Origin of the sequence: Micromonospora sp. NPDC005254, from assembly GCF_042872525.1 — a bacterium.
In the GTDB taxonomy this organism is placed as follows: domain Bacteria; phylum Actinomycetota; class Actinomycetes; order Mycobacteriales; family Micromonosporaceae; genus Micromonospora.
The window spans coordinates 143,226-169,671 of sequence record NZ_JBIAKM010000003.1 but is presented as its reverse complement, the minus strand read 5'-3'; the positions used below and the strand labels follow the sequence as shown (position 1 = coordinate 169,671).

The 26,446-nt window shown below is 72.2% G+C and carries 22 protein-coding genes and 2 pseudogenes; 14 read left to right on the top strand and 10 right to left on the bottom strand.

The features are described 5' to 3' along the window. Nucleotides 1–34: 34 nt before the first annotated feature. Complete coding sequence (locus tag ACFYPR_RS10485; protein ID WP_387259547.1) at nucleotides 35–970, bottom strand: SDR family NAD(P)-dependent oxidoreductase; 936 nt, start codon at nucleotides 968–970, stop codon at nucleotides 35–37. A 240-nt stretch (nucleotides 971–1,210) separates the two neighbouring features. Here ACFYPR_RS10485 and ACFYPR_RS10480 point away from each other — a divergent pair, with 240 nt between their 5' ends. Then, the gene (locus ACFYPR_RS10480) at nucleotides 1,211–2,554 is read left to right on the top strand and encodes a low temperature requirement protein A (RefSeq protein ID WP_387259544.1); all 1,344 of its coding nucleotides are present in this window, start codon (nucleotides 1,211–1,213) and stop codon (nucleotides 2,552–2,554) included. 77 nt (nucleotides 2,555–2,631) lie between these two features. Then, nucleotides 2,632–3,132 carry a hemerythrin domain-containing protein gene (locus ACFYPR_RS10475; RefSeq protein WP_387259541.1) on the top strand — a complete coding sequence of 167 codons (501 nt, stop codon included), beginning with the start codon at nucleotides 2,632–2,634 and terminating at the stop codon, nucleotides 3,130–3,132. Nucleotides 3,133–3,193: 61 nt separating this feature from the next. Here ACFYPR_RS10475 and ACFYPR_RS10470 read toward each other — a convergent pair. Then, nucleotides 3,194–3,556: pseudogene (locus tag ACFYPR_RS10470) on the bottom strand (MerR family transcriptional regulator); the annotation flags it as partial. A gap of 60 nt (nucleotides 3,557–3,616) precedes the next feature. Between ACFYPR_RS10470 and ACFYPR_RS10465 the strand changes: the two are divergent. Next, a complete protein-coding gene (locus ACFYPR_RS10465) occupies nucleotides 3,617–4,615 on the top strand; it encodes an aldo/keto reductase (RefSeq protein WP_387259540.1) in 999 nt (332 codons plus the stop codon). A gap of 144 nt (nucleotides 4,616–4,759) precedes the next feature. Continuing rightward, the gene (locus ACFYPR_RS10460) at nucleotides 4,760–5,659 is read left to right on the top strand and encodes a TIGR01777 family oxidoreductase (RefSeq protein ID WP_387259539.1); all 900 of its coding nucleotides are present in this window, start codon (nucleotides 4,760–4,762) and stop codon (nucleotides 5,657–5,659) included. An 87-nt stretch (nucleotides 5,660–5,746) separates the two neighbouring features. Here the strand turns inward: ACFYPR_RS10460 and ACFYPR_RS10455 are convergent, their stop codons facing one another. Beyond that, nucleotides 5,747–6,982, bottom strand: a complete 1,236-nt coding sequence (locus tag ACFYPR_RS10455) for a PHB depolymerase family esterase (RefSeq protein WP_387259537.1) — start codon at nucleotides 6,980–6,982, stop codon at nucleotides 5,747–5,749. A gap of 212 nt (nucleotides 6,983–7,194) precedes the next feature. Here ACFYPR_RS10455 and ACFYPR_RS10450 point away from each other — a divergent pair, with 212 nt between their 5' ends. The 7 genes from ACFYPR_RS10450 (at nucleotide 7,195) to ACFYPR_RS10420 (ending at nucleotide 15,773) form a co-directional block, all read left to right on the top strand. Further along, nucleotides 7,195–9,027, top strand: a complete 1,833-nt coding sequence (locus ACFYPR_RS10450; RefSeq protein WP_387259534.1) for a DUF2079 domain-containing protein — start codon at nucleotides 7,195–7,197, stop codon at nucleotides 9,025–9,027. A 55-nt stretch (nucleotides 9,028–9,082) separates the two neighbouring features. Beyond that, on the top strand, nucleotides 9,083–10,339 hold the full coding sequence (locus ACFYPR_RS10445; RefSeq protein WP_387259532.1) for a hypothetical protein: 1,257 nt from the start codon (nucleotides 9,083–9,085) through the stop codon (nucleotides 10,337–10,339). 76 nt (nucleotides 10,340–10,415) lie between these two features. After that, nucleotides 10,416–11,057 (top strand): lipoyl(octanoyl) transferase LipB, encoded by a 642-nt coding sequence (gene lipB / locus ACFYPR_RS10440; RefSeq protein ID WP_363940594.1) that lies wholly within the window; start codon nucleotides 10,416–10,418, stop codon nucleotides 11,055–11,057. Between the two features lie 155 nt (nucleotides 11,058–11,212). Then, complete coding sequence (locus ACFYPR_RS10435) at nucleotides 11,213–11,557, top strand: YciI family protein (RefSeq protein ID WP_355069027.1); 345 nt, start codon at nucleotides 11,213–11,215, stop codon at nucleotides 11,555–11,557. Nucleotides 11,558–11,559: 2 nt separating this feature from the next. Further along, a complete protein-coding gene (locus ACFYPR_RS10430; protein ID WP_387259988.1) occupies nucleotides 11,560–12,789 on the top strand; it encodes an RNA polymerase sigma factor in 1,230 nt (409 codons plus the stop codon). A gap of 288 nt (nucleotides 12,790–13,077) precedes the next feature. Beyond that, complete coding sequence (gene lipA, locus ACFYPR_RS10425; protein WP_354861387.1) at nucleotides 13,078–14,073, top strand: lipoyl synthase; 996 nt, start codon at nucleotides 13,078–13,080, stop codon at nucleotides 14,071–14,073. A 53-nt stretch (nucleotides 14,074–14,126) separates the two neighbouring features. Beyond that, nucleotides 14,127–15,773, top strand: a complete 1,647-nt coding sequence (locus tag ACFYPR_RS10420; protein WP_387259530.1) for a hypothetical protein — start codon at nucleotides 14,127–14,129, stop codon at nucleotides 15,771–15,773. Between the two features lie 16 nt (nucleotides 15,774–15,789). Here the strand turns inward: ACFYPR_RS10420 and ACFYPR_RS10415 are convergent, their stop codons facing one another. Then, nucleotides 15,790–18,672 carry an AAA family ATPase gene (locus ACFYPR_RS10415; protein ID WP_387259527.1) on the bottom strand — a complete coding sequence of 961 codons (2,883 nt, stop codon included), beginning with the start codon at nucleotides 18,670–18,672 and terminating at the stop codon, nucleotides 15,790–15,792. Nucleotides 18,673–18,860: 188 nt separating this feature from the next. Next, nucleotides 18,861–19,031, bottom strand: coding sequence for a hypothetical protein (locus ACFYPR_RS10410; protein WP_387259524.1), 171 nt, complete (start codon nucleotides 19,029–19,031; stop codon nucleotides 18,861–18,863). 206 nt (nucleotides 19,032–19,237) lie between these two features. On the opposite strand from ACFYPR_RS10410, the gene ACFYPR_RS10405 reads away from it, so the two are divergent. Next, on the top strand, nucleotides 19,238–19,924 hold the full coding sequence (locus ACFYPR_RS10405) for a DUF4191 domain-containing protein (RefSeq protein WP_354861380.1): 687 nt from the start codon (nucleotides 19,238–19,240) through the stop codon (nucleotides 19,922–19,924). 229 nt (nucleotides 19,925–20,153) lie between these two features. On the opposite strand, the gene ACFYPR_RS10400 is transcribed toward ACFYPR_RS10405, so the two are convergent. Continuing rightward, nucleotides 20,154–20,552 carry an RDD family protein gene (locus ACFYPR_RS10400; protein ID WP_387259522.1) on the bottom strand — a complete coding sequence of 133 codons (399 nt, stop codon included), beginning with the start codon at nucleotides 20,550–20,552 and terminating at the stop codon, nucleotides 20,154–20,156. Between the two features lie 261 nt (nucleotides 20,553–20,813). On the opposite strand from ACFYPR_RS10400, the gene glnA reads away from it, so the two are divergent. Further along, nucleotides 20,814–22,238 carry a type I glutamate--ammonia ligase gene (gene glnA / locus ACFYPR_RS10395; RefSeq protein WP_354861378.1) on the top strand — a complete coding sequence of 475 codons (1,425 nt, stop codon included), beginning with the start codon at nucleotides 20,814–20,816 and terminating at the stop codon, nucleotides 22,236–22,238. A gap of 81 nt (nucleotides 22,239–22,319) precedes the next feature. Here glnA and ACFYPR_RS10390 read toward each other — a convergent pair whose 3' ends face one another. The 4 genes and pseudogenes from ACFYPR_RS10390 to ACFYPR_RS10375 all read right to left on the bottom strand — a co-directional run. After that, nucleotides 22,320–23,036, bottom strand: a complete 717-nt coding sequence (locus ACFYPR_RS10390) for a site-specific integrase (protein ID WP_387259520.1) — start codon at nucleotides 23,034–23,036, stop codon at nucleotides 22,320–22,322. 23 nt (nucleotides 23,037–23,059) lie between these two features. After that, a complete protein-coding gene (locus ACFYPR_RS10385) occupies nucleotides 23,060–23,284 on the bottom strand; it encodes a hypothetical protein (protein ID WP_354861376.1) in 225 nt (74 codons plus the stop codon). Nucleotides 23,285–23,903: 619 nt separating this feature from the next. Then, nucleotides 23,904–24,305: a hypothetical protein gene (locus tag ACFYPR_RS10380; protein ID WP_355069037.1), complete on the bottom strand. Its 402-nt coding sequence runs from the start codon at nucleotides 24,303–24,305 to the stop codon at nucleotides 23,904–23,906. A gap of 305 nt (nucleotides 24,306–24,610) precedes the next feature. Then, nucleotides 24,611–25,147, bottom strand: a pseudogene (locus tag ACFYPR_RS10375) (helix-turn-helix domain-containing protein); the annotation flags it as partial. 335 nt (nucleotides 25,148–25,482) lie between these two features. On the opposite strand from ACFYPR_RS10375, the gene ACFYPR_RS10370 reads away from it, so the two are divergent. After that, on the top strand, nucleotides 25,483–25,818 hold the full coding sequence (locus tag ACFYPR_RS10370) for a hypothetical protein (RefSeq protein WP_387259518.1): 336 nt from the start codon (nucleotides 25,483–25,485) through the stop codon (nucleotides 25,816–25,818). The last annotated feature ends 628 nt before the right edge of the window (nucleotides 25,819–26,446 follow it).

The window sequence follows — 26,446 nt, the reverse complement described above, 5'->3', positions numbered from 1 at the left end:
GTCGTCGACCGGGGCGCCCTTTCGTTCGCGTCGCTCAACTCTTGAGCAGCGCGGTCGAGACCTGCCAGAGCCGCTCGGCGGCCTCCGGGTCCAGCGCGTACTCCGCGACGCCCGTGCGCCCGCCGGGCCGGGCGGGGGCTGCCTGCTGGCAGTCCTCGAAGTAGCGCCCACCCACGCCGTCGAGCAGTGGCGACGCGGCCACCAGCACCGACGTGGCGGCACCCTGTTCGACGGTCTTCCACGCCACCGCGTTGCCCGCGCGCAACCGGTTCAGCTCCTCCTCGCTGACGTAGCGCTGGAGGTTGGTGCGGATCGCGCCGGGCATCAGCGAGTTGGTGAAGATACCGTCGTCGGCCCAGCGGCGGGTCGCCTCCACGGCGAAGAGCACGTTCGCCGTCTTCGACTGCCCGTACGCCTGCCACGGCTCGTACTCGCGGCGGTCGTACTGGATGTCGTCGAAGACCACCGGCGAGCGCAGGTGGGCGGCGGAGCTGACCGAGACGATCCGGGCCCCGTCGGCGGCGGCGAGCGCCGGGCGCAGCCCGGTGGCGAGCGCGAAGTGCCCGAGGTGGTTGGTGGCGAACTGCATCTCCCAGCCCTGCGGGGTGCGGCTCAGGGGCGCGGCCATGATGCCGGCGTTGTTGACCAGGATGTGCAGCGGGCCGTCCCAGTTGGCCACGAAGTCGGCGATCGAATCCTGGTCGGCGAGGTCGAGCGGGGCGATCTGGACGCGGTCGTTGCCGGTGGCGCCGGTGATGTCGTCGGCGGCCTTCTGGCCGGCGTCGGGGTTGCGGACGGCCAGGGTGACCTCCGCGCCGGCGCTGGCCAGGGCACGGGCGGTCTCCACGCCGATGCCGGACGATCCGCCGGTGACGACCGCCCGCCGGCCGACGAGGTCCACGCCCCGGATCACGTCCATGGCCGTGGAGTCATGGGCGAACGAAGTGGTGATCGGGTTGCTCGTCGTCATGATCCATCCTTGTCCCGGGTGGGGCGGGCCGGTCGGCCCGCCGGTAACCAGCCCCCGCCCGGTGCGGGCGGACGCGCTGCGCAACCGCGAACGGCTGCCTCAGGCCGCGGTCCAGGCGTCTTCCCGTCCCGGACCGGAGGTAACCGGCTGCTCGACCTGCTGATGGACGGTCTGCGGTCCCGCGACGCCGGCTGACCCGTTCCGTCCTCCGAGCAGGCCGGACGCTGCCAGAGTGGGACCGTGGGCGGCTACCGGCGGGGTGGACAACTGGGACCAGCCGTCCCGATCGCCCCCGGCGCCCGGGTGGACAAGTTCGAGGTCTTCTTCGACCTGGTCTTCGTCTTCTCGTTCTTCATCATCACCCGGGCCACCGCCGCGAACGTCTCCGGCCGGCAGCTGCTGCACGCCAGCCTGGTGCTCGCCGTGCTCTGGTGGTGCTGGGTGGTGCACAGCCTGGTCGCCACCCGCGTCCGCCTCGGCGAGGGCTACGTCCCGGTGCTGATGGTCATCGCGATGGCGGCCCTGTTCTCGTTCGCGCTCGCGCTGCCGCAGGCGTTCAGCGACCCGAAGGCGGGCGCCGCCGGCCCGATGCTGGTGGCCATCAGCTACGTCGTGGTCCGCGGCATCCACTGGATCCTGTATCAGCACGTGGTGCGCGACACCCCGCAGGAGCGCCGGCAGCTTCGCCGGTTCGCGCCGGAGTTGGCGGCGAGCATCGTCCTGCTGCTGGCCGCCGCGCTCCTCCCGCCCCTGATCGACGACCCCAGCCGGGCCGCGCTGGTCCGCGACGGCCTGTGGATCACCGTGGTGGTGGTCCAGTTCGCCACCGGCTTCATCGTCGGCACCTGGGGCTGGGGGGTGACCAGCGCCGAACACTGGACCGAACGCTACGACCTCATCCTGATCATCGCGCTGGGCGAGTCGGTGATCTCCGTGGGCGTGGGCGGCAACCTGCTCGGCAAACCGGTCACCTGGCCTGCGGTGGCGGCCGCCGCGCTCGGCATCGTGCTCACCGCCGCGCTGTGGTGGGCGCACTTCGACTTCGTCGGGCCGGCCGCCCGGATCGCCCTGCACGCGGCGGAGGGCGGCCCGCGCGTGGCGATGGCCCGCGACGCGTACGCGTACCTGTACCTACCGATGATCGCCGCCGTGATCCTCTTCTCCATCGGCAGCGAGGAGATCCTGCACCAGGTCACCGACCCGGCCGGCGGGCCCGCCCAACGGATCGAGGGACCCGCCGTACCCATGCTCTTCGGTGGGTTGATCTTCTATTTCGCCGTCAACATGCTGTTCCAGCTCCGCACCCTGCACACCGCCACGTGGACCCGCGTCGGCGTGATCGTGGTGCTGACGGTCGCCCTGCCGGTCGGCCAGCACCTGCCGGCCCTGGGCGCGCTCGCTCTCGCCACCGCGATCTGCGTCGGACTGGTGGCCGTGGAGGTGCTGGTGATGTCGGGCTCCCGGCACGCGCTGCGGGCCGCCGTGTTCGAGGAACGAACGACGCACGAGGCCAACGAGGCCGCCTGGCGGGCCCGCTGGCACGACCCCCCGGAGCCCGACGAGCCGGGCACACCGGAACGCTAGACTGCGGCCAGCGTCGCGGTGCACCCGGCACGAAGGCCGCCGTGGGCATGGAGGCGCGGGGACAGCATGGGACGAACGTGCACCCGACCAGTTCACCCGCCGGCCGGCTCGCCGCCGTCGGCAATCAGATGATCGAGATCCACCTCTGGCTCGGCGCGGAGCTGGCCCGCCTGCGGGCCGAGCTCGGCGACTCCCCCACCGGCGACGCCCGCCCGTCGCGGGACCTGCGGGCCCACTGTCTGACCTACTGCGCCGCGCTCGGCCGCCACCACACCGGTGAGGACGCCGGGGCGTTCCGGGTCCTGGCCGACGAGGTTCCCGAGCTGCGCCCGGTCCTGGCCAACCTGATCGCCGACCACGAGGTGGTGGCGGGGATCCTCGGGCGGATCGAGCAGGTGCTCAGCGACGACCGGCCGCTGCCGACCGCCCAGGTACGCGCCGAGCTGGACGGGCTGGCCGCGCTGCTGGAGTCGCACTTCCGGTACGAGGAGAAACGGCTCGTCACCGCGCTCAACGCGCTCACCGGCCGGCCCGGGACGACCGAGGACCTCCTCGGCCTGACCCCGCCGGCCGCGTGACGGCCCGGTCCTCGCCTGCCCCTGCCGGCCGCGCGACGGCCCGGTCCTCGCCGGATGTGCCCGGGCCGGGCAGGCGCTCGTAGAAGCGGATCTTCTCCCGGAGGTGGTCGTACTGGCGCTGGAGCAGGCGCATCTGCTCCTCGACCTGCGCCGCGTGTCGTTGCAGCAGCTCGCGCCGCTCGTCGACGGTGTGCTCACCCTCGCGGGCCAGGGCCGCGTACCGGCACATCTGGGCTATCGGCATCCCGGTGTCGCGCAGGCAGCGGAACAGCACCAGCCAGCTCAGGTCGTCGTCGGTGAAGACGCGCCGGCCGCCCGCCGTGCGACCCACGTCGGCCAGCAGGCCGATCTTCTCGTAGTACCGCAGCGTGTCCAGGCTGAAGCCGCTGCGCCGGGCGGCCTCCGCGGGGGCGTAACCGGTCATGTCCCGGCATGGTAGCCACCCCTTGACCTGGAGCGCACTCCAGGTTGGAGGCTGGTCCGCATGACGACGACACGAACGCTGGGACGCAGCGGCATCGAGGTGAGCGCGATCGGGATGGGGTGCTGGGCGATCGGCGGCCCGCTCTGGGGTGACGACGGCCAGCCGTTCGGTTGGGGAGAGGTGGACGACGACGAGTCGATCCGTACGATCCACCGGGCTCTCGATCTCGGGGTGACCCTGTTCGACACGGCCAGCAACTACGGCGCCGGGCACAGCGAGCGCGTCCTCGGTCGGGCCCTGGCGGGTCGCCGGGCCGAGGCGGTGATCGCCACCAAGTTCGGCAACGTCAGCGACGAGGCCACCCGGCGGGCGCTCGGCACCGACGCCAGCCCGGCGTTCGCCGTGCGCAGCCTGGAGGACTCGCTGCGGCGGCTCGGCACCGACCACGTGGACCTCTACCAACTGCACATCAACGACCTGCCGGTGCCCGCCGCGCTCGACCTGGTCGGCACGCTGGAGGACCTGGTCGACCAGGGCAAGATCCGGGCGTACGGCTGGAGCACCGACAACCCGGCCTCGGCGGAGGCGTTCGCGGCGGCCGGGGCGCGCTGCGTCGCCATTCAGCACGACGAGTCGGTGCTGAGCGACAACGCGGCGGTCCTCGCCGTCTGTGACCGCCACGACCTGGCCAGCCTCAACCGAGGGCCGCTGGCGATGGGCCTGCTCACCGGGTCGACCCGCGCACTCGGAGCGGACGACGTGCGCGGTCGCGCGCCCGAGTGGTTGCAGTGGTTCACCGACGGCCGGCCCACGCCGCGGTGGGCGGCACGGGTCGAGCAGGTCCGCGCGGCGCTCACCGCGGACGGGCGGACCCTCGCGCAGGGCGCGCTCGGCTGGCTGCTGGCCCGCAGCCCGCGCACGGTGCCGATCCCCGGCCTCCGCACAGTGGCCCAGGCCGACGAAAACCTGGCAACCCTGACCCTGGGCCCGCTCCCCCCGGAGGCGTACGCCGAGGTGGAGCGCCTCCTCACCGACCTACGCCCCGTCGCGGGGGTCTGACCCTCCACCCGGCCTCGCCGATCGTGCACGTGCTGTCCCGGCAGCACCGACCTAGCTGGGCAGAACCACGACACAAAGTGCAAGATCGGCGAGGAGTGGGGCCGGGTCGCATCCGGGGGTGGCGTTTTCGACGAAGATAAGGGCATGCGGATCCTTCTGGCCGGCGCGTCCGGCTTTCTCGGCACCCGGCTGGCCGACCGGCTCGCCGCCGACGGGCACGAGGTCACCCGGCTGGTGCGCCGACCGGCGCGCGACCCGCGGGAGCGGCAGTGGGACCCGGCGGCCGGCCATCTCGACCCGGCAGCGGTCGCCGGGGCCGACGCCGTCATCAACCTGGCCGGCGCGGGCGTCGGCGACAAGCGCTGGAACGACGACTACCGGCGGCTCATCCGCACCAGCCGGGTGGACAGCAGCACCACGCTCGCGACGACGATCGCCGGGCTGCCGGCCGCCGACCGTCCCCGAGCACTGCTCAACTCGTCGGCCGTCGGCTGGTACGGCAACACGGGCGACCGGGTCGTCGAGGAGGACGCGCCCGCCGGCGAGGGTTTCCTGGCCGACGTCTGCCGGGTGTGGGAGGCCGCGACCCGTCCGGCCGAGGACGCCGGCGTACGCGTGGTGCGACTGCGCACCGGCCTGCCCCTGCACCGCGACGGCGGGCTGCTCAAGCCGCAGTTGCTGCCGTTCAAGCTGGGCATCGCCGGGCGACTGGGCAGTGGCCGGCAGTGGCTGCCGTGGATCTCGATGGCCGACTGGTTGGACGCGACAGTCTTCCTGCTGGCCCACGACGAGATCGCCGGCCCGGTCAACGTGGTGGGGCCGCATCCGGTGACCAACGCCGAGTTCACCCGGGAGCTGGCCCGGCAGCTGCACCGGCCGGCGATCATCCCGATCCCCGCCCTGGCCCTGAAGGTGGCGCTCGGCGGCTTCGCCCACGAGGCCCTGACCAGCACGAGAGTCCACCCCGCCGTCCTGACCAAGGCCGCCTACCCCTACCACCACCCCACCCTCCCGCAAGCCCTCCAGGCGGCCCTCACCGCCTGACCACTCCCAGTTGATCAAGAGGTTTGCGTCATCCGGGGGCCGGATTCTGACGCAAACCTCTTGATCACCGGGGTGGGGTGGGTGGGGTCAGCAGCCGATTACCCAGTAGTTGGGACCGGTCTGCTTGAGGGTGCTCGTGTAGAAGGTGTTGTAGAGGCCCATGCGCTGGTTGGAGCCGTTCGCGTAGGCGTAGCCGCCGGACTGGTAGGCCCGGCCGGCCGTGACGTGCGCGTAGTTGCTCGCGGTCACGCAGGTCGCCGGCGTGGTTGGGGTCGGCGTCGGCGTCGGGCTGGCCGTGGGGGTCGGCGTGGTGGTGGCCGTGGGGGTCGGGGTGGGGGTGCTGCCGCCGCCGTTCAGACCGAAGAAGAGCGCGTCGCGGTACGTCGAGCAGATGGTGTCCAGGAAGTACGCGCCAGCGGTGCCGCACTGGTCCGCGGCGGAGCCCGGGTCGACCGGGGTGCCGTGGCCCATGCCGGAGACCCGGTAGAGGCGTACCTCGTCGTTGCCGTACACCTCCAGGCTGGTGTTGCCGGGCAGCGACGACGTGCTGGTCGGCGTCTGCGAGATCCCCCGCACGTTGGTCCACTGGTCGCGGGACTCGGTGCCGTTGAGCGGGGTGACAGTGGTGTCCGACGTGCCGTGCCAGATGGCCACCCGGGGGCGCGGGCCGGTGTAGCCGGAGTAGGCGCCACGGACCAGGTCGCCCCAGGCGGCCGGGGTCTTGTCCGTGCCCGGGTTCATGCAGCTGAACGCGTTGACCATGCTCGTGGCGCAGCGGTACGGGATGCCGGCGATGATCGATCCGGCGGCGAAGACGTCCGGGTAGGTCGCCAGCATGACGGCGCTCATCGCCCCGCCCGCGGAGAGGCCGCTGACGAAGACGCGGGAACCGTCGACCGCGAAGTTCGCCTTGGCGTGGTCGACCATCTGCTTGATCGACAGCGCCTCGCCCTGACCCCGGGTCGTGTCGCCGCTCTCGAAGAAGTTGAAGCAGGAGTTGGCGTTGTTGCCCGACGGCTGCTGGGCGACGATCAGCGTGAACTTCCACTGGTCGGCGTACTTCTGCCAGCCCGAGCCGGCGAAGTAGCCGGAGGCGTTCTGGGTGCACCCGTGCAGCAGCACCACAGCCGGGGAGTTGGCCGGCAGGTTGTCCGGCCGGTAGGCGTACATGGCGAGGTTGCCCGGGTTGGAGCCGAAGCCGGTGACCTGGGTGAGGGTGGCGGCCTGGGCGGGCGTGGCGAGGGTGATCGCGCCCGCGGCGGCGAGGACGAGCCCGGCGACCGCACCGAGCAGCCGGTTGAGGGTGGACGAGGAGCGGCGCACGGCGGCCTCCTGAGAGGGGCAGACTGTGAACTGGGTCACGGTCGAGTTGCCGAGACGTTACGACGATGTGTCGGAGCTATGACATGGGGCACACTCACACATTCACGGCAGCCGTTGTGTACGACGAACCATGGCCACCGCGAGGGCAGCGGAGCCGACAACAACCGGCGGTCTGACCGGCTCGTCCAGGTCCGGTTGGTAACGTCCGCTGCGTGCCGTCCTCCCCGTCGCTGGCCACCGGGCCCGCACCCGCGTCGCCGCCGCGCGCCCTCCGGGACCGCCGGGCCGACCTGATCGTCGTGCTGGTGGCGCTCGCGCTCGCCGTCTGGGTGACCAGCGGCCTGTGGCGGGACCCGAACGTGCGCGCGATCACCGTCAACTCCAGCGACCAGGCGCTGTTCGAGTGGCTGCTGGCCTTCGGCGGGCATGCGGTCACCCACGGGGAGAACCCCTTCTTCACGTACCTGATCAACGTCCCGGACGGCGTGAACCTCGCGGTCAACACCTCGATCACGGTGTACGCGGTGGTCTTCGCCCCGCTCACGTACCTCATCGGGCCACCGGCGACGTTCCTGGTGATCCTCACGCTGAACCTGCTCGCCACCGCGCTGGCCTGGTACTGGCTGCTCTCCCGGCACGTGGTGCGCAGCCGCCTCGCCGCCGGGGTCGGCGGCCTGTTCATCGCCTACTCCCCCGGCATGGTCTCGCACGCCAACGCCCACCTGAACTGGACCGCCGGCTGGCTCGTGCCGCTGCTGATCTGGCGGCTGTTCGCGCTGCGCCGCCCCGGGCACTGGCTGCGCGACGGGGTGATCCTCGGCGTCGTGGTCGCGGTGGCCTTCTCGATCGCCGCCGAGGGCCTGTTCTTCGCCGCCCTCGCGCTCGGCGTGTTCGTCGCCGTCTGGGCGCTGCACCCGGCCCACCGCGCCGAGGCCCGAGCCGCCCTGCCCACCTTCGTCCGCGGGCTCGGCGTGACCGCGGTGGTCGCCGGGGTGCTGCTGTCGTACCCGCTGTGGCTGCACTTCGCCGGGCCGCAGCGGTTCCACGGCACCGGCTTCGACCCGGTGATCCACTCCGAGGACATCGCCGCCTTCGCCGCCTTCCCGCGCCGCTCCCTGGCCGGGGAGGTCGGGCTGGGCACCTCGCTGGCCCCGAACCCCACCGAGGAGAACTCGTTCTTCGGGATCCCGCTGCTCGTGCTCACCGTGGTCTGCTTCGTCGCGCTCTGGCGACGCGCCGACCCCGGCCGTCGGGCCGTCCTCTGGGCGCTGGGCGTCGTCGCGGTGATCTTCACGGTGCTGTCCTTCGGGCCGGTGGCGAAGATCGACGGACGCCGTACCGACCTGCCGATGCCGTTCGACGTGCTCGGGCAGCTGCCGGTGGTGAATGCCGCGCTGCCCGCCCGGCTGGCCCTGGTGGTGGCACCGGTGATCGGGGTTCTGCTGGCGTACACCATCGATCAACTGCGGGCCGCGCCGCTGCGGCACCGTTCGACGGAGCTGGCCTGGTCGCTGGGGTTCGCGGTGGCCCTGCTGCCGCTGCTGCCCACCCCGCTGTTGACCCGGGAGCGGGAGCCCATCCCGCACTTCATCACGTCCGGCGCCTGGCGGCAGTACGTCTCCGACGGCAACACGTTGACTCCGGTGCCGCTGGCCGTCGACGTCTACCCGGACGGGCAGCGCTGGCAGGCGTACGCGCTGTCGCACCGGCAGGGCGAGTTCGCGATCCCCGGTGGCTTCTTCCTCGGCCCCGGCGGCCCGGACGGGCGGGGCCGGATCGGGCCGGTGCCGCGCACCCTGAGCGCGCTCATGGACGAGGCTGGTCGCACCGGGCTAATGCCGATCATCACCGACGGCACGAAACGGGAGGTCAGCTCCGACCTGCGGCACTGGCGGATCGAGACGGTGGTCCTCGCCGACGAGGTGCACGGCGCGAAGTTCGAAGTCGACGAGGCGGCCGTCCGGCGTACCGCCACCGCCCTGTTCGGCGAGCCGCAGCGGGTCGACGACGTGTGGCTCTGGCGCATCCCACCGGCTGACCAATAGGAACGGCACGACGGACGGGGCTTCGTCATCGGTCTTCGTGGCTTCTAATGGGGCCGTGAGAACGACGGGCAGACGACTGCGGCGCGGGGTCACGGTCGGTGCCGCGCTCGCGCTGGTGATGCTCAGCGTGCCAGCAGCCACGGCCACCGGCAGCACGGCCACCGGCAGCACGGCCACCGGCAGCACGGTGCCGTCGAAGGTGCACCAGCCGTGGCTGTGGCAGGCCACCGTCGAGCAGCGCCCGGCCGGGCCGGCCGCGTTGGTCTTCTTCACCAGCCGCACCCGATTCCTGGAGTCGACCGGCGTGCTGGTCGGCCGGGACGGCGGTTACCGGCTGATCCCCCTGCACGTCGGCGAGGACCACGGGCTGCTCTCCCCGGACGGGCGGCACTACCTGCGGCCGTCCGGCGAGTTGTTGGACCTCACCACTGGGCAGCAGCACCGCCCGATCCACACCGGGATGCAACCGCTGGCCTGGTCGCCGGACGGGCATCGGGTCCTGAGCACCCGCAGCAACGACGACGCGGTGATCAGCTACGGGCCGGACAACCAGCAGCTCAACGACCCGGAGAAGCCCGACGACCTACTCGTCCTCGACCCATACCGCGGCACCGAGCGGGTGGTCGCGGCCGGCACCTTCGCCGCGCACACCGCGGCGGCCTGGTCACCGGGCGGCGATCTGGTGGCGGTGGCCGGCCCGGCCGACGTGCCCGCGTCGATCGCCGAACGACAACGGCTGGTGGTCGTCGACCCGACCAACGGCAGCGTTCGCTGGCAGGTCGAGCTGGGCGATCGGCGGATGCTGGCCGGTCCGGCCGCCTGGCACCCGGACGGCCGGCGGATCGCGCTGCTCGCCTTCGACGGCTGCGCCGGCCTCCGCTGCACCTCCGAACAGGTGGCGGCACGTACCTGGCGGATCGAGTTCCTGGACGCCGCCACCGGCCACGCCGTCGGCCAACCGCTGCCGGTCGCCGCGTCGACCACGGAGATCGTCGGCTGGCGCGGGGTCGACCCGGTGGTGAAGCAGTCAGTCGTGGCGGACGGCGACGACCGGCGGGCCGTTCTCGCCGCGGTGTCGCCCGGCGGCGGCCGGGACGTGCTGGTCACCGCACCGCCGGGGTCGACCGATCTGGCGGTGCCGGGCGAACTGCTGGCTCGGGCCGCGTTCGGCGGCCCGGAGCCCCGGCCGTCGCCGTTCGCCGCCCCGCTCTGGCTCTACCTCGCGCTGGCCGTGCCGACGCTGGCCGCCATCGCCCTCCTCGTCCGCCGCCTGCGCCGTGGACGCCCGGCCGACCCCGTGCCGAGCACCTGAGCCGTAGGCACCGCTGGACGGCCGGTGAGGCGGCTCACGACGGATCTCGGCCCGCGGCGGGACTAGGCTGGACGCTGTGACGACGACGACCTCCGGCCTGACGGCCGTCCGCGCCGGCCTGCTCGACTACCAGGCCGCCTGGGACGAGCAGCGGCGCCTGCACGAGTCGGTGGTGGCTGGGGAGCGCGGCGACACCGTGCTGCTGCTGGAGCACCCGAGCGTCTACACCGCGGGCAAGCGCACCGAGCCCTGGGACCGCCCCATGGACGGCACCCCGGTCGTCGACGTGGACCGGGGCGGCAAGATCACCTGGCACGGCCCGGGGCAGCTCGTCGGTTACCCGATCCTGCGGCTGCCCGACCCGGTGGACGTGGTCGCCTACGTCCGCCGCACCGAGGAGCTGCTCATCGACGTGTGCGCCGAGTTCGGCCTGGCCGCCGGCCGGGTCGAGGGGCGCAGCGGAGTCTGGGTGCCCGAGGACGACCGGGGGCCGGCCCGCAAGGTGGCCGCCATCGGCATCCGGGTGGCCCGGGGCGTCACCCTGCACGGCTTCTCGATCAACTGCGACTGCGACCTGACGTACTTCGACCGGATCGTCCCGTGCGGCATCCGCGACGCCGGCGTCACCTCGCTCACCGCCGAACTGGGCCGCCCGATCAGCGTCGCCGACGTGCTCCCGGTGGTCGAGCGCCGACTCGCCACCCTCGTCGAGGTCTGAACTTCCGGCCGGCGGGCCGACCGTCGACCAGAAATTCCGCACCGGGTGTCCCGTGGAGGGTCCGACCGATCGTCCCTATGGTGGAGTCGGCGACCAGCGCCGACTCGACACCTGAGGCCGGCGTCCACCGCCCGGCCCGGACGCGAGGAGCGGACATGCCCACCTACATCGCGCTGACCTACACCGCGGACGTCGACTGGAGCAGCCCCGAGCAGGCCGCCGAGATGGCCGAGTACCGGGAGTTCGGCGAGGCCGCACGCGCGGTGATCCGCGGCGGCAGCGCGCTCTACCCGACGGCCACCGCGACCACCGTACGGGTCCCCGGCGGCAAGGGCGGCGACGTGCTCACCACCGATGGCCCGTACGCCGAGACCAAGGAAGCCCTGACCGGCTTCTACCTGCTCGAATGCGCGGACCTGGACGAGGCCGTGGCGACGGTCGCGAAGATGCCCGCGGCCTGGAACGGCGCGGTCGAGGTACGCCCCGTCATCCCGCTGTGACCCTGACCGGCGACGCGGCGACAGCCGGCGACGCGGCCGCGCGAGTGATCCGGGCCGAGCGTTCCCGGATCCTCGCCACGCTGATCCGCGTCACCGGCAGCGTCGACCTCGCCGAGGACGCCACGCAGGACGCGATCGTCCGCGCCCTGCGGGTGTGGACGCGGGACGGCGTGCCGGACAACCCACGCGGCTGGCTGTTGGTCGTGGCACGGCGGCGGGCGGTCGACGTGATTCGCCGGGAGGCCCGCCGCGCCGGGAAGGAGGCCGAGGCCGTGGCGCTGCTCGATCCCGCACCGGACTCGCCCGAGGCCGTCCGGGACGACCTGCTCCGGCTGATCTTCACCTGCTGCCATCCGGCGCTGTCCCTGGACGCGCAGGTGGCCCTGGCGCTGCGCACCCTCGGCGGGCTGGCCACCGCCGAGGTGGCCCGCGCCCTGGTGGTGCCCGAGGCAACCATGGCCAAGCGGCTCACCCGGGCAAAACAGAAGATCAGCCGGGCGGGCATCCCCTACCGTGTCCCGACGGCCGAGGAACTGCCGGGCCGGCTTGCCGGCGTCGCCGCCACCGTCTACCTGATCTTCAACGAGGGTTACACGGCCGGTGCCGGCGACGACCTGATCCGGGTCGGGCTGGCGGACGAGGGTCTCCGGTTGGCGCGGCTGCTGGTCGAGCTGATGCCGGACGAGCCGACCGTGCTCGGCCTGCTGGCCCTGCTCCTGTTACAGGACTCCCGGCGGCTGGCCCGGGTCGACGACGGCGGCCGGCCGCTGCTGCTGGCCGAGCAGGACCGCTCGCACTGGGACCGGGCGGCGATCACCACCGGCGTCGCGCTGGTCGGTCAGGCGCTGCGCCGCACCCCGGACAATCCCGACCGGTACGTCGTCCAGGCCGCCATCGCCGCCTGCCACGCCCTCGCCCCGTCCTACGACCAGACGCCCTGGGACGCGGTGATCTCCTGGTACGACGTGCTGCTCACCGTGCACGACACACCTGTGGTGCGGCTGAACCGGGCGGCCGCCGTCGGCGAGCGGGACGGCCCCGACGCCGGGCTGGCTCTGGTGGAAGCGATCGTCGGGCTGGACGGCTACCCGTGGTTCCACGCCACCCGCGGCGAGTTGCTGCACCGCCTCGGCCGGGCCGACGAGGCCGCCACGGCGTACCGGGCGGCGCTCGCACTGGACCTCAACGGCCCGCAGTCGGCCCGGCTACGCGACCGACTCGCCGAGTGTTGACAGATCCGTGGCGCACGGGCCAGCGCGACCTGACGCCAGCCCGTATGTCTACTCGGGGCGAGCAGTGTCGCGCGGCACGCGCATGATGTCCCGCTGGTCGGCGACGAAGCCCCACTCCGCGTCGAGCGACGGTACTGGCGGTCGCCGCCGACACTGATCGCAGCACCCCGGCCCCGCGCGTGTGACGCCAATTTTCGGCTTGCCGGTGTCAGGCGTCACAACGTTCGGGGCGTGACGCCGGTCGCCTGACGCACATAGACGCCCGCCATCCGGCGTAGGCTCGTTTTCGTGACGATCGAGCACTCCGCGCCGACGACCGGCCAGGCAGCGCGTACCGCAACGGCCGCCCCCGAGGGGCGTCGCCTGCTGCGGATCGAGGCGCGCAACGCCGAGACGCCGATCGAGCGCAAACCGCCATGGATCAAGGTCAAGGCCAAGATGGGGCCGGAGTACACCCAGCTGCGCGGGCTCGTCTCGCGCGAGGGGCTGCACACCGTCTGCCAGGAGGCCGGCTGCCCCAACATCTACGAGTGTTGGGAAGACCGGGAGGCCACCTTCCTCATCGGCGGCGACCAGTGCACGCGGCGCTGCGACTTCTGCCAGATCGACACCGGCAAGCCGGCCGAGTTCGACGCCGACGAGCCGCGCCGGGTCGCCGAGTCGGTCGTCTCGATGGGCCTGCGGTACGCCACCATCACCGGCGTCGCCCGCGACGACCTGCCCGACGGCGGCGCCTGGCTGTACGCCGAGACCGTCCGGCAGATCCACGCCCTGCAGCCCGGCTGCGGCGTCGAGCTGCTCATCCCCGACTTCAACGCCGTGCCCGAGCAGCTGGCCGAGGTCTTCGGCTCCCGGCCCGAGGTGCTGGCCCACAACGTGGAGACCGTGCCGCGCATCTTCAAGCGCATCCGGCCGGCGTTCCGCTACGACCGCTCGCTGGACGTGATCCGGCAGGCCCGCGCCGACGGCCTGGTCACCAAGAGCAACCTCATCCTGGGCATGGGCGAGGAGCGGGCCGAGATCTCCCAGGCGCTGCGCGACCTGCACGAGGCGGGCTGCGAGCTGATCACCATCACGCAGTACCTGCGCCCCTCCCCCCGGCACCACCCGGTGACCCGCTGGGTCAAGCCGGAGGAGTTCGTGGAGCTGCGCGAGGAGGCCGAGGAGATCGGCTTCGCCGGGGTGATGAGCGGGCCGCTGGTGCGCTCGTCGTACCGGGCCGGCCGGCTCTACAAGCAGGCGCTCGACGCCCGCGCTGCCACCCCGGTCGCCACCGCCGGCTGACCCGCCGACAGCGCCGCACGGGCCGTGCGGCGTCCGGGTGTCATGATCGTGCGATGACCGCCGGGGTACGCGAACAGCCGCGCGGCGCGGGTCGACCGCGTCCGCGGCCCGGTTCGCGCCTCGGCCTGGTCGGCTGGCTCACCGCCCTGACAGTGCTCGCCGGGGTCGGCTACCGGCTCTGGTTGCTGGGCCACGCCACTCCCCCGACGAACAGCGACGAGGCCACCATGGGGCTGGCCGCGCTGCACATCGCCCGGGGCGAGGGTTTCCCGGTCTGGTTCTACGGTCAGCAGTACATGGGCACGCTGGAGGCGTACCTGGCCGCGCCGGTTTTCGCCCTGGCCGGCCCGTCCCTGTTCGGCCTGCGGCTGCCCACCCTGCTGCTGTACGCGCTGTTCCTGCTGCTGACCTGGCGGCTGACGCTGCGGCTGACCGGGGACCGCTGGTTCGCCCTGCTGGCGGTGGCGCTGCTGGCGCTCGGCGCCGACCGGGTGGTCAAGAACCAGTTGATCGCCGGCGGCGGCTACCCCGAGATGAACGCGGCCGGGGTGGCGCTCGCCCTGCTCGCCGTCGACCTGGCCGCCGGCCGGCCGGGGTGGCGACTCGTCCGCTGGGCGGTCTGGGGGTTCCTGGCCGGGCTGATGCTCTGGGTCGACCCGCTGGTGCTGCCGTACGTCGTGGCGACCGGGGCGGTTCTGGTCGGGTTCCGCCACCGGGAGCTGCGCGGGCGGGCCGGAGCGCTGCTCGGGGCGGCGGCCGTGCTGGGGGCTGCCCCGCTGCTGGGGCACAGCCTGCTGACCGGCCGCAACCCGCTGCACGCGGTGCTCGCCGCCGGCGGGGCGGACGCCACCGCGAGCTGGGCGGACCGGCTGCACGGCGGGCTGCTGCTCGGGCCGCCGCTCGGCATGGGGTTCTGCGGCCCCGGATCCTGCGCCACCTGGCAACTGTGGTGGGCGTACGCGCTGCCGGTGCTGCTGGTCGTCGCCGCCGGCACGGCCTGGCGGACGCTGCACCGCCCACCCGGCTCGGGCGGTGGGGACGGCTCACCTGGTACGGACGGCTCACGCGGTGCGGACGGTTCGGCGCCCCGGGTCGCGGCGGCCATGCGGCTGGCTCTCGTGCTGGCCGCGGTGGCCACCCTCGGCGCGTACACCCTGAGCAGTTCCTCCGGCCTCACCCCGGCGGAGAGTGCGCGCTACCTGTCCACCCTGCTCATCTCCGTGCCGGCGCTGCTCTGGCCGGTCTGGACGCTGGCCCGGCCTGGCCCCGGGTGGACGGCGGCCCGGCCGGCGGCGCTGGTCGTCCTCGTTGCCACGCTGCTCACCGCCGCCTACGCCACCGGTCAGGCGGCGCTGACGGCCCCGGCGACCCGGGCCGCCGAGGCCCGGCACGCCGAGCTGGTGGCCACGCTGCGCCACCTTGGCGTACGACACGTCCGCGCCGGCTACTGGACCTGCAACCGCCTCACCTTCGCGAGCGCCGAGGACGTCGTCTGCGCGGTCGTCGACGACACCCTGCGCCCCGGCTTCGACCGCTACCCCGCGTACCGCCGGGAGGTGGAGCGCGCGGCGGCGCCGGCCTGGGTCGCGCCGACCGGCTCGCCGCTGGCGGCCCGGCTCGACGAGCGGCTCGGCACCGACCCGGGCGACCTCGACCTGGTCACCCTCGACGGCTGGCGGATCTACCTGCCGCGCGGCTGAGGAGACCGCGGCGCCCTCAGCGGGGCTCGGCGAGCAGGCCGAGACGGCGGGCCAGCGCGGCGGCCTCCCCGCGGTTGGTCACGTCGAGCTTGGCGATGATCCGGGAGACGTGCACGCTTGCCGTCTTCGGGGAGATGAACAACCGCTCGGCGATCCGGCTGTTGCTGTGCCCCTCGGCGACCAGCCGCAGCACCTCCCGTTCCCGGGACGTCAGCAGATCGGCCCCGGCCCCGCCGTTGCCCGTCCCCCGCAGGCCGACCCGCCGCGCCAGGGTGGCGGCCGTCTCGGCCAGCGGCGTCGCGCCCAGCCGCCGGGCGATCTGGGCCGCCTCGGTGACCGCCGCCGACACCTCGTCGCGCTCGCCCGCGGCGGCGGCGGCCTCGGCCAGCGCCAGCAACGCCCGGCCGAGCGGGTACGGCTGCCCGTCGGTGCGCCACGCCTGCACCGCCGCCCGCCACGCCGGCAACGCCTCGTCGTCGGCCGCCAGCAGGGCGCTGACCTGGGCAGCGTGCGCCCGCGCGGCCGGGTGTCGCGCCGGCAGGTCGGCCGCGAGCGCGCCGACGGCGGCGGCCAGCTCCCCGTCACCCACCCGGGCGGCGGTACGCGCGGCGGCGCTCAGCACCGGCCAACCCTCGCGGGGCAGCTGCGGCAGGCTGTCGTCGGCCACCGCGACCCGGGCCGCGCGGACCGCCTCGACCTTGTCGTCGGCGGCCAGCGCCGCCTCGATGCCCAGCTCGTGCAGGGGCAGTCGGTGGTTCGGCCACAGGTAGGGGCGGCCGAGGAAGGCCAACGCCCGGTCGACCATCTCGTCGGCCCCCGGGTGCGCCCGCGCCAGCCGCAGACCGGCCCCCAACTGCAACCAGTGCAGCCCGGTGACGCCGGACAGGTCGATCCGGGCGGCCTCCGCGCAGACCGTCTCGGCCTCGTCCCACCGACCCAGCGCGATGAGCGCCTCGGCCCGGTTGGACAGCAGGTACGCCCCGGTCGAGCGGCTGATCCCCACCCGCCGCGCCTCGGCCAGGCCGGCCTCGGCCGCCTGCGCGGACTCGGCGTAGCGGCCCAGCTCGCAGAGCACGTCCGACTGGAACACCTTGACCAGCACGAGAGCCGCCGTGTCCCCGGCCGCCTGGGCCACGGCCTCGGCGCTGCCCAGCTCGGCCAACCGGTTGTCCAGCTGCTGGTGGCAGAGCAGGGCGATCCGGGTCGGCAGCAGGGCCAGCTCCTCGCCGAGCGCCTCGGCGTCCGTGCTCGCCTCGGCGGCGACCCGGGCCGCCTGCTCAGGATCGATCTTGACCAGGTGGGCGGCGACGTCGGCGAGCAGCCGGACGCGCTCCACCCCGAAGGGCCCGCTGGCCGCCAGGCGGTACGCCTCATCCAACTCCCGCCTGCCGTCGCTCTTGCCGAGCAGGGCCATCAGCCGGCCCCGCTGGTCCAGCAGGCGGGCGGCGCGCAGCGGTGCGGCGTCGGCGTCCACCTCGGCCAGGCCGGCGCGGGTCAACGTGATGGCCCTACTGAAGTCGCCGGCCGTGACCGCGGCGTCCAGGGTCTGCTCCAGCAACGCCAGGTGGTCCATGCCGAGCAGGTCGGCCGCGTCGGGCACCAGCTCCCACAGCTCCAACGCCCGCTCCAACAGTCGACGCTGCTCGGCGTAGGCGTACCGGTCGGCGGCGGCGCAGGCCGCGACCCGCGCGGCGACCAGGGCACGGGGATGGTCGTGCGCCGCGTACCAGTGGTGGGCGATCTCGGCCGGAGCGCGGCCGGCGACGACCAGGTGCGGCTGGGCCTCGATCGCGGCGGCGAACCGCGCGTGCAGCCGGGCGTGCTCACCGGGCAGCAACTCGTCGTGCACAGCCTCACGCACCAGGGCGTGCCGGAACTCGTAGTCGCCGTCCGGGTCGGCCACCACCAGTTGGGCCGCGACGGCGGCGCGCAACGCGTCCTCCAGCTCGGCCTCGGGCAGGCCGGCGACCTCGGCGAGCAGACCGTGGGCGAAGCGGGTGCCGCCGGCAGCGGCGATCCGCAGCACCCGCTGAGCCGGCTCGGGCAACCGGTCCACCCGGGCCAGCAGCAGGTCGCGCAGCGTCTCGGGCAGCGCCGCGCAGCCGAGCGGGGAGCCGGCGACGGCCAGCTCCTCGATGAAGAAGGGGTTGCCCTGCGTACGGTCGTGGATGTCGTCGACGGCACGGGGCGACGGCTCGCCGCCGAGCAGGTCGGCGAGGATCGCGCCGGTGCCGTCGCGGTCCAGCCGACCCAGCTCGACCCGCTCGACACCCCGTGCCCGGTCCAGCTCGGCGAGGAACGGGCGCAGCGGATGGCCACGCTGCAACTCGTCCGTGCGGTAGGTGCAGACCAGCAGCAGCCGGCCCGGCCGCGCGGCCCGGACCAGGAAGCCGATCAGATCCCGGGTGGAACGGTCCGCCCAGTGCAGGTCCTCGATGATCAGCAGCAGTGGCCGGGCGTCGGCGAGCCGCTGGAACAGTTCGGCGACCAGGTCGAACAGGTATCCACGCGGGGCGTCGGTCAGTGGTCGCACGCTCGGCGCGGTCAACCCCGCCGGCACCCGGCCCAGCTCCGGCAGCAGGCGGGCGAACTCCGCCTCGTAGCCGGCGAAGACCTCCGCGCCGTCGGCGCGCAACACCGCGCGCAGAGCCGCGGCGAACGGCGCGAACGGCAGACCCGCCTCACCCAGCTCCAGGCACTGGCCGACCAGCACCCGGGCGCCCGCGGCGGTGGCTCCGGCCGCGAACTCCTCCAGCAGCCGGGTCTTGCCCACGCCCGCCTCGCCACCGACCAGCACGGTGGCCGGATCGCCCTTCCCGGCCCGGCCCAGCGCGTCCCGCAGCGTCGCGATCTCACGCTGGCGGCCGACGAGGACGGAACTGGCGGCACGTACGGTCACGGGACCGAGCATGCCATGACCGGATGGAACACCGGCCCCGCCGATCGGCCGGCGCCGCGGCGACAGGGCGGCTGCCCCGGACCCGGGCCCGCCGGCCGACGGCCCGGACCCGGGCGCCGGTCCGTCGTGCCGGCCGGCCGATGGGACGGGCCCGGTTCCGCTGGGCGCGGTGGGTACGGCGGTCGTGGTCACCGGCGGTCGTCACCCGTGCGGCGGGCCGGCTGGCGGCGGCCCAGCCAGGTACGACCCGAGCGGCGCGGCACCGACCGCGCCAGTCGCTCCGCCGCAGCCTCGGCCCGCAGCTCAGCGGCGTGGGTACGGTGCATGGAGAGCAGGAAATCTACGTCGTTGCCGAACATGTCGGGCTCCTTCGTCGCGTCGTCGTCCTCTGCTGACGACTCTTCGCGCGAAGGCCCCGGCCCGGCATGGGCACACCGCCTCATCTTGCCCGGCCGTACCCTCCTTACCCGCCCGGTCGCAGCGCCTGAGGCGACGTAAGGTACTCAGCCGGCCGGCACCCGGACGCGGATCAACGCGGCCGGCGGGGACCACTAGACTCTGCAGCATGGCAAAGCCCCAGGAGAAGGTCTCGTTCGGCCAGCGGCTGAAGCAGATCGGGATGGTGTTCCAGTTCACCGCCAAGCAGGACCGGTGGTTCGCGCCGCTGGTCGCCGCAGCGGTGCTCATCCCGCTCGCGCTCACCGTGGTCGCGGTGATCCTCTGGAGCTGGATCTGGCTGCCGCTGGGCATCCTGTTCGCCCTGCTCGCGGTGCTGATCGTGCTGAACCTGCGGTCCAACAAGGCGATGATGAACGCCGCCGAGGGGCAGCCCGGCGCGGCGGCGCAGATCATGGACAACATGCGCGGCGACTGGCGGGTCACCCCTGCCGTCAGCTCGACCACCCAGATGGACATGGTCCACCTGGTGATCGGCCGGCCGGGCGTGATCCTGCTGGCCGAGGGCAACCCGCAACGGGTGCGCGGCCTGCTCGGGCAGGAGAAGCGACGGCTGGCGAAGGTCATCGGCTCCGCCCCGCTGCACGACTACGTGATCGGTCAGCAGGAGGGCGAGCTGCCGATCCGCAAGCTGCGCACGACGCTGCTGCGGCTGCCCCGCGCGCTCAGCGGCAAGGACGTCAACGCGCTGGACAAGCGACTCAAGGCGCTCACCGCCCGTCCGCAGATGCCCAAGGGCGCGATCCCGAAGAACATGCGGCCGCCAGGCGCCTCCCGCCAGTCGCGGGGTCGCTGACCCCAGGTGTACGCGAAGGAGCCGGACCCGCACGGGTCCGGCTCCTTCGCGTACCCCCTCATGACCCGGCTCCCGGCTCCCGGCTCCCGGCTCCCGGCTCCCGGCTCCCGGCCATGATCGTGCTCGATCCTGGCTGTAGTGGCCTCGTGCGCGGCGGATGCCACTGCATCCAGGATCGAGTGCGATCTTGCGGGTCGTGCGAGGGCGGACCGGCCCTGCGGGGGTCGGCTCAGCCGCGCGGGGCGTCGACGATGACCGAGTCGACGAGGCGGTCGTGCACGCCCCGACGGTGCTGGTCCATGATCAGCGCGGGGACGACGAGCGCCAGCAGCACGCCCCGGGCCAGCGCGCGGAGCACGCCGATCCGGCCTCCGTCGTGCCAGTTCACGCAGCGGACCTTGGTGATGTACATGCCCGGCGTCTGGGCGAAGAGGCCGAGGAAGATGCCGTACTCCAGGATCAGCACCAGCACCGGAGCCCAGCCGTCGCGTACCGGATCGGCGAAGATGTTGGCCACCAGCAGGCAGAGCACCCAGTCGATGATCAACGCTCCGAAGCGTCGACCCAGGCTCGGCGGGGTGAAGGTGGGATCGGTGGCCGGCGCTGCCGGGACGTGCGGATTGGTCACAGCGATCAAGGGTATCCGCGTCCGAATCGGGGCCTCGGATCGCCGTCACCACTGCGTGCCGATTCGGGCCAATGGCATCAAGTGTCATTACACTGGCACAGCCGGTACGGCGTTCGCGCAGGCTGAGTGCGTGGACAGGAGCGTCGCTGACGCTCCGCGAGGGACGTAACACGGCAGAAACACTCAAGACATGGCCGGGCAACCCCCCGGCCATAGCGTCGCCAGGAGCCTAGCCACCCCGTGGACGTGCCAGGAGGATGTGTGTTCGCCAATCCCGAGGAACTGCTGCGATACCTCAAGAACGAGGACGTGAAGTTCGTCGACGTTCGTTTCTGTGACCTGCCCGGCGTGATGCAGCACTTCAACCTGCCGGTCGAGTCCGTCAACGACGACCTCTTCACCGACGGCCTCGCGTTCGACGGTTCGTCGATCCGCGGTTTCCAGGCGATCCACGAGTCGGACATGCTCCTGCTCCCGGACGTCGCCACCGCGTTCATCGACCCGTTCCGGGCGCAGAAGACCCTCGCGCTCAACTTCTTCATCCACGACCCGTTCACCCGCGAGGCCTACACCCGCGACCCGCGCAACGTCGCGAAGAAGGCCGAGGCGTACCTCGCCGCGAGCGGCATCGCCGACACCGCCTACTTCGGCGCCGAGGCGGAGTTCTACATCTTCGACTCGATCCGCCACGAGACCTCGGCGCACCAGTCGTTCTACTACATCGACTCGGTCGAGGGCGCGTGGAACACCGGCCGCGAGGAGGAGGGCGGCAACCGCGGTTACAAGACCGCGTACAAGGGCGGCTACTTCCCGGTGCCCCCGGTCGACCACTACGCCGACCTGCGCGACTCGATCGTGCGTCGGCTCGTCGACACCGGCTTCACCGTGGAGCGCTCGCACCACGAGGTGGGCACCGCCGGTCAGTCCGAGATCAACTACCGGTTCTCCACCCTGCTGCACGCCGCCGACCAGCTCCAGCTCTTCAAGTACATCGTGAAGAACGAGGCCTGGGCCAACGGCAAGACCGCGACCTTCATGCCCAAGCCGCTGTTCGGCGACAACGGCTCCGGCATGCACACCCACCAGAGCCTCTGGCTCAACGGTGAGCCGCTGTTCTACGACGAGACCGGCTACGCCGGCCTGTCCGACACCGCCCGCTGGTACATCGGCGGCCTGCTGCACCACGCGCCATCGCTGCTGGCCTTCACCAACCCGACGGTCAACTCGTACCGTCGCCTGGTGCCCGGCTACGAGGCTCCGGTCAACCTGGTCTACTCGCAGCGCAACCGCTCCGCCTGCACCCGCATCCCGGTGACCGGCAGCAACGCGAAGGCCAAGCGCGTCGAGTTCCGCGTTCCGGACCCGTCGGCCAACGTCTACCTGGCCTTCTCGGCCATGATGATGGCCGGCCTGGACGGCATCAAGAGCAAGATCGAGCCGCCGACGCCGATCGACAAGGACCTCTACGACCTCCCGCCGGAGGAGTGGGGCGACGTCAAGCAGGTCCCGGGCTCGCTGCCGGCCGTGCTCGACTCGCTGGAGGCCGACCACGACTACCTGCTCGACGGCGGTGTCTTCACCCCCGACCTGATCTCCACCTGGGTCGACTGGAAGCGCGCCAACGAGGTCGACCCGGTGCGTCTGCGCCCGACCCCGCACGAATTCGCCATGTACTACGACTGCTGAGCCTGATCAAGGCTCTGACCTGCACCAACAGGATCACTACTGATCTTGGGTACAGGTTGGGTACAACCTCACGGACGGCGGTCATGCCCGGCTCACAGCCGGCGTGGCCGCCGTTTCGTGTTGGCTGAGCGCACCGTCGATGAGCAGCCGCGTCCGGTCGAGCACGTCCGGCCACTCGTGGACGTAGGTGTTGAGCGTGATGGTCGGTGTGCTGTGGCCCAACGCAAGCTGCACCGTCTTCACCGATGCGCCCGCGTGGATCAGGACCGTTGCGTAGTAGTGCCGTAGTCCGTGAATCCCCCACCGCGCCGGCAGGCCGACCGCTCCCCGTGCGGTGGCCCAGGTCCGCGAGAAGGTCGCCGCGTTGACGGGCTCGCCGCCGACACCCTTGAACAGCAGGTGTGCGGCCCGGCGGACCGGCCGGCGACGGTCCGTGTCGTCGTCGACCTCGACCGCGTCGCACCCGTCGGCCAGGTGCTGACGCAGCGCCACCGCCACGACGTCGGGCAGCTCGACCGTGCGGGCGCTGGTGCTGGTCTTGACCGGTCCGAGGAACGGCTGACGGCCCTTGAGTACCTTGAGCTGGCGTCGGACGTGCACCTCCCGCTCGTCGAAGTCGATGTCGTCCACCTCCAAGCCGAGGATTTCACCCAGGCGCAGTCCGCAACCGGCCGCGAGAAAGTAGCGCTCCGTAGCGGGGGGATGTGCGGCAGGCGTGGTCGTAGGTGGCGCCGCAATGACCCCTAGTCCCCGGCCGCGACCGGGCTCAGCACCGTTGCTGGCCCATGGATGGCCCACAGCACGACTGCACCCTGTTGTTGTCAGGCCTTGCTGTGAGCGAAGGGGTTCCGCCCCGTGGCTGTCAGGTAGAGCGGGAAGAACACAACCCACAGGATCAGACAGCCCAGGAACCACGCCTCCGGGGTCTCCAGTCGGAAAGACCCAAGCGAGACAGCGACCGGGTTCCCGCGCCTCAGTCGCTCCTTGGCGTCCGCGTAAACCCATACGTCGATGGCCAGCACTGCGAGCAGAACGAGGATCGACACCAGTGCGGCAGCGGGTAAACCTGTCATTTGGCCGTGCTTCCGATCGGCTGGTCACGGGATGGCGTCGTCATCATATGTGTGCCGAGCCTGCGGCCATCCCGCCCGCCGCCGACCACACGCGGTGGAGTGGACCGACCTGCGCCAGGCCAGGTGGAGCGGACCTCCTCGTCGGGCAGTCGTAGACCGTCCAGCATCCCCGGACGGGGACAAGGTGGAGCGCCCTACCGGACGAACGACCTTGGCCCCGTCCGGGGATGCTGGTAGCCCTTGTGGTGACCGTCGAGGTGATCCGCGTGGCGGCATCTCTGAGGAGGGCCGGGGTTCGGGGCGGAGCCCCGAGGTCTTCAAGGCTCTGGCAATCCTGAAGCGTCGCCGGCCGGCGCGGCCCGCTTGCGGACCGCCTTGATCTCGAAGAGCGCGGTTCAGCACCGCGTGCCCCTCGCCTCGCTGTCGATCCCCCCGTCCCGACCGCGTGGTCCTGCCTGGATTCTTTGTCGGGTCTCAGGACGTGCGTGACAGACCAGTCTCGGGACGTGGGTGACACGTCCGGCTAGACGATCTCTTACGGCTCAGGCTACAAGTCCTGGCGAATGCCTTGGGAGGGGCTAGATTCCTACTGTTATGGAGCCGCTTGGTCAGGTGGTGCGCCGGTCGGCGTGGGGTGGATGCCGAACTTTTCGATCATGAACCGCCAGAACAGGGCGACTCCCTCCTGCGCTGGTCTTTGGATCCGGTCGTTTCGGCCGGTGTGAGTGATGTGCTCGATGGTGATCCAGCCGTTGGTCGAGCGGACCCTGACGACGTCGACGGGTGGTGGTGTGACGGGTTTCGGCGTGACGATGAGGTCGAACATTGAGGTCGTGCCGGCCAGCAGGGCTTCGGCTTCGAACGCGATGACGCTGTCGACGATGTCCAGCACTGGTTCGTAGGTGGCACTGTCGTTGAGGACGCCGTGTAGGCGTGCCGCGATCGTGGGCCATGGCTGTTCGCGGAACTCAGCAGACGACCCCAGGGTGCGCATCCTTTCAGCGTGTCAGACGACGGTAGGTTGTGGCTTCGTGGCTGGAGCCGTCGGTCGCGGAGGTTCGGGTTTGCGGACCTTGAACCGGGCGACCGGTTTGACGGTGGTGCGGGCGACCTCGGTGACGAGCTGGTCGCCGTCGTGGACGCGGAAGGTGGTGTCGGCGGCTTCGACGGTGAGGGTGCGGCCGGCGTGGGTGATGCCGACGTGGATGCGTTGGCCGGCGATGACCAGGGATCCTCGGCAGCTGACGCGGCGTTCGACCTGGAGCGGCTGGGACGCGGGCTGCGGTGGTGGTCCGGCGGGGCCGTGGCCCGGCGGACGACGGCGGCGATGACGCAGAACCGGGAGTGGTCGTCGACGCCGGTGACGACCTTCGCCTCACCACCGTCGGCCAGCTGGATGCCGCCGACGATGTCCATTTGCCAGAGCTCCATCGGCCGGCCGCGTTCCCATCGCCGTTAGTCCTCCCGCCGACGCCGGCGAGGCGTCGGATCGACCAGGCCGTGCCGGATCAGCACCCGATGCACGGTGATCCGCGAAGGGATCGGCCCGGGGCAGTCACGACGGCCAAGCTCAAAGAGCAGGCGACGGGCACCCCATCGCGGGTGGTTCCGGCGCAGCTCACAGATGAGCGCCTCCACCTCAGGAGCAGTCTGGCCAGGCGAGGAACGTGGCCGGCTGGACCGGTCCGCAAGCCCTTCCAGGCCCTCGTCCTGATACCAGGCCAGCCAACGATGCACCGCTTGGCGGGAGACCCCGAATCGTTCTGCGACGTCCGTGACCGTGGATCCGGCCAGCACGTCTTGGACGGCTCGATACCGCTGTTCCATCACGCTCATCTCCACCAACACTCGGCGGAGTGTCACCCAGGTCCTGATACCGATGTGTCACGCAGGTCCCGAGACCGGACACCTGCCTGAATTCTTGCCCGTGAGAACTTTCCATACGTCTTCAAGGCGGCCCTGCGGGCCGCTCGCCCGCCACCTTCGCCGGCCGTCCGCGCCTCGCCGCTTCGCTCCCGGCGCGGCCCGGCGGTGGCCACCGCGAGACCAGTGGACACGCCGAGGCCCCGGCCATCCTCATTGGAGGTGACCGGGGCTGAACGCGGAACCAACGATCCACGACGGGGACACCCATACCCTGGGGCATCGCGTGCTACGGCTACCCTGGCGCCGTGACGACCATGGATGTGGCTCAGGCAGTAATGATTGCGCTGGTCGTTGGCGGCAGTGTCGCTGTGGTCGTGCTCGCCGGTGTTGTTCTAGTGCGCAGCCGACGCGCCGAGACTGCCAGGTTATTCGGTCGGGTGGTGCATCGTCCTCGGCTCTGGGCGTCGGCTGCCGTCTGCTGCGGTCTTGCCGGACTCCTCTTCGAGGCGCAGGCGTTGATGCCCCGAAGCTGGCAGGAATCGGCCCACAACCTCCTTGGTGTGCTGATGCTGGCCTTCTTTGTCCTGTTCTTTGCCCACCTTCTGAGCCAGTGGAGCGCCCAGCGTCACCAGCACCGATAGGCCGCAAGCCAGGCCGTGACGCACGCTGGCGGACTTCCGGCTCTTCCGCGTTGCCGCCAAGCAACCCGCCTCGGGAACCTGCCTCCGGCGGGCAGGGCCTCCGGCCCTACGACCCGGGGATGGCCTCCGGCGGCCGGGGCTACTCGCCCCGGACCCTCGGCGACTCTGGGATGCCCCGGCCGCGACCGGGTACCCGTCGCACACCGGAGGCCACCAGACCGCGCCGACCTGGTCCAGGTCGTTCGTCCGGTGGGGCGCTCCACCTGGACCAGGTCGGCGCGGCCCGGCAGGGCGGAGCCTGCGCGACGGGATGCCGCACCGATCCCCCTCGGAACCACTCGCACACACCACCACCCCAAGATCGTTAGGTACACGAGGGGTACAGATGCCGCCCGGAAACACTGGATAACGATGGAAGTTGATATACGACGTACGACCTGCTCAGCGGCTTGATCGAGACCACTCCCCCAGGTCAGCCGCCAAGCGCGGTTAGTTCGCCATGTACTACGACTGCTGAACTGCCTACGACTGCTGAGCAGTCCCCGCACCACCGGCCGGGGGGGGGGGGCGCGGGGGGGGGGGGGCGGCCGCGCCGGGGGGGGGGCCCCCCCGGGGCGGGGGGGGCGGG

What these genes read in the sequence shown, in the direction of transcription:
- ACFYPR_RS10380 (WP_355069037.1), bottom strand. Translation starts at nt 24,305, where the DNA reads ATGCGCACCCTGGGGTCGTCTGCTGAGTTCCGCGAACAGCCATGGCCC.
- ACFYPR_RS10465 (WP_387259540.1), top strand. Translation starts at nt 3,617, where the DNA reads ATGACGACGACACGAACGCTGGGACGCAGCGGCATCGAGGTGAGCGCG.
- ACFYPR_RS10420 (WP_387259530.1), top strand. Translation starts at nt 14,127, where the DNA reads ATGACCGCCGGGGTACGCGAACAGCCGCGCGGCGCGGGTCGACCGCGT.
- ACFYPR_RS10485 (WP_387259547.1), bottom strand. Translation starts at nt 970, where the DNA reads ATGACGACGAGCAACCCGATCACCACTTCGTTCGCCCATGACTCCACG.
- ACFYPR_RS10405 (WP_354861380.1), top strand. Translation starts at nt 19,238, where the DNA reads ATGGCAAAGCCCCAGGAGAAGGTCTCGTTCGGCCAGCGGCTGAAGCAG.
- ACFYPR_RS10435 (WP_355069027.1), top strand. Translation starts at nt 11,213, where the DNA reads ATGCCCACCTACATCGCGCTGACCTACACCGCGGACGTCGACTGGAGC.
- ACFYPR_RS10410 (WP_387259524.1), bottom strand. Translation starts at nt 19,031, where the DNA reads ATGTTCGGCAACGACGTAGATTTCCTGCTCTCCATGCACCGTACCCAC.
- ACFYPR_RS10460 (WP_387259539.1), top strand. Translation starts at nt 4,760, where the DNA reads ATGCGGATCCTTCTGGCCGGCGCGTCCGGCTTTCTCGGCACCCGGCTG.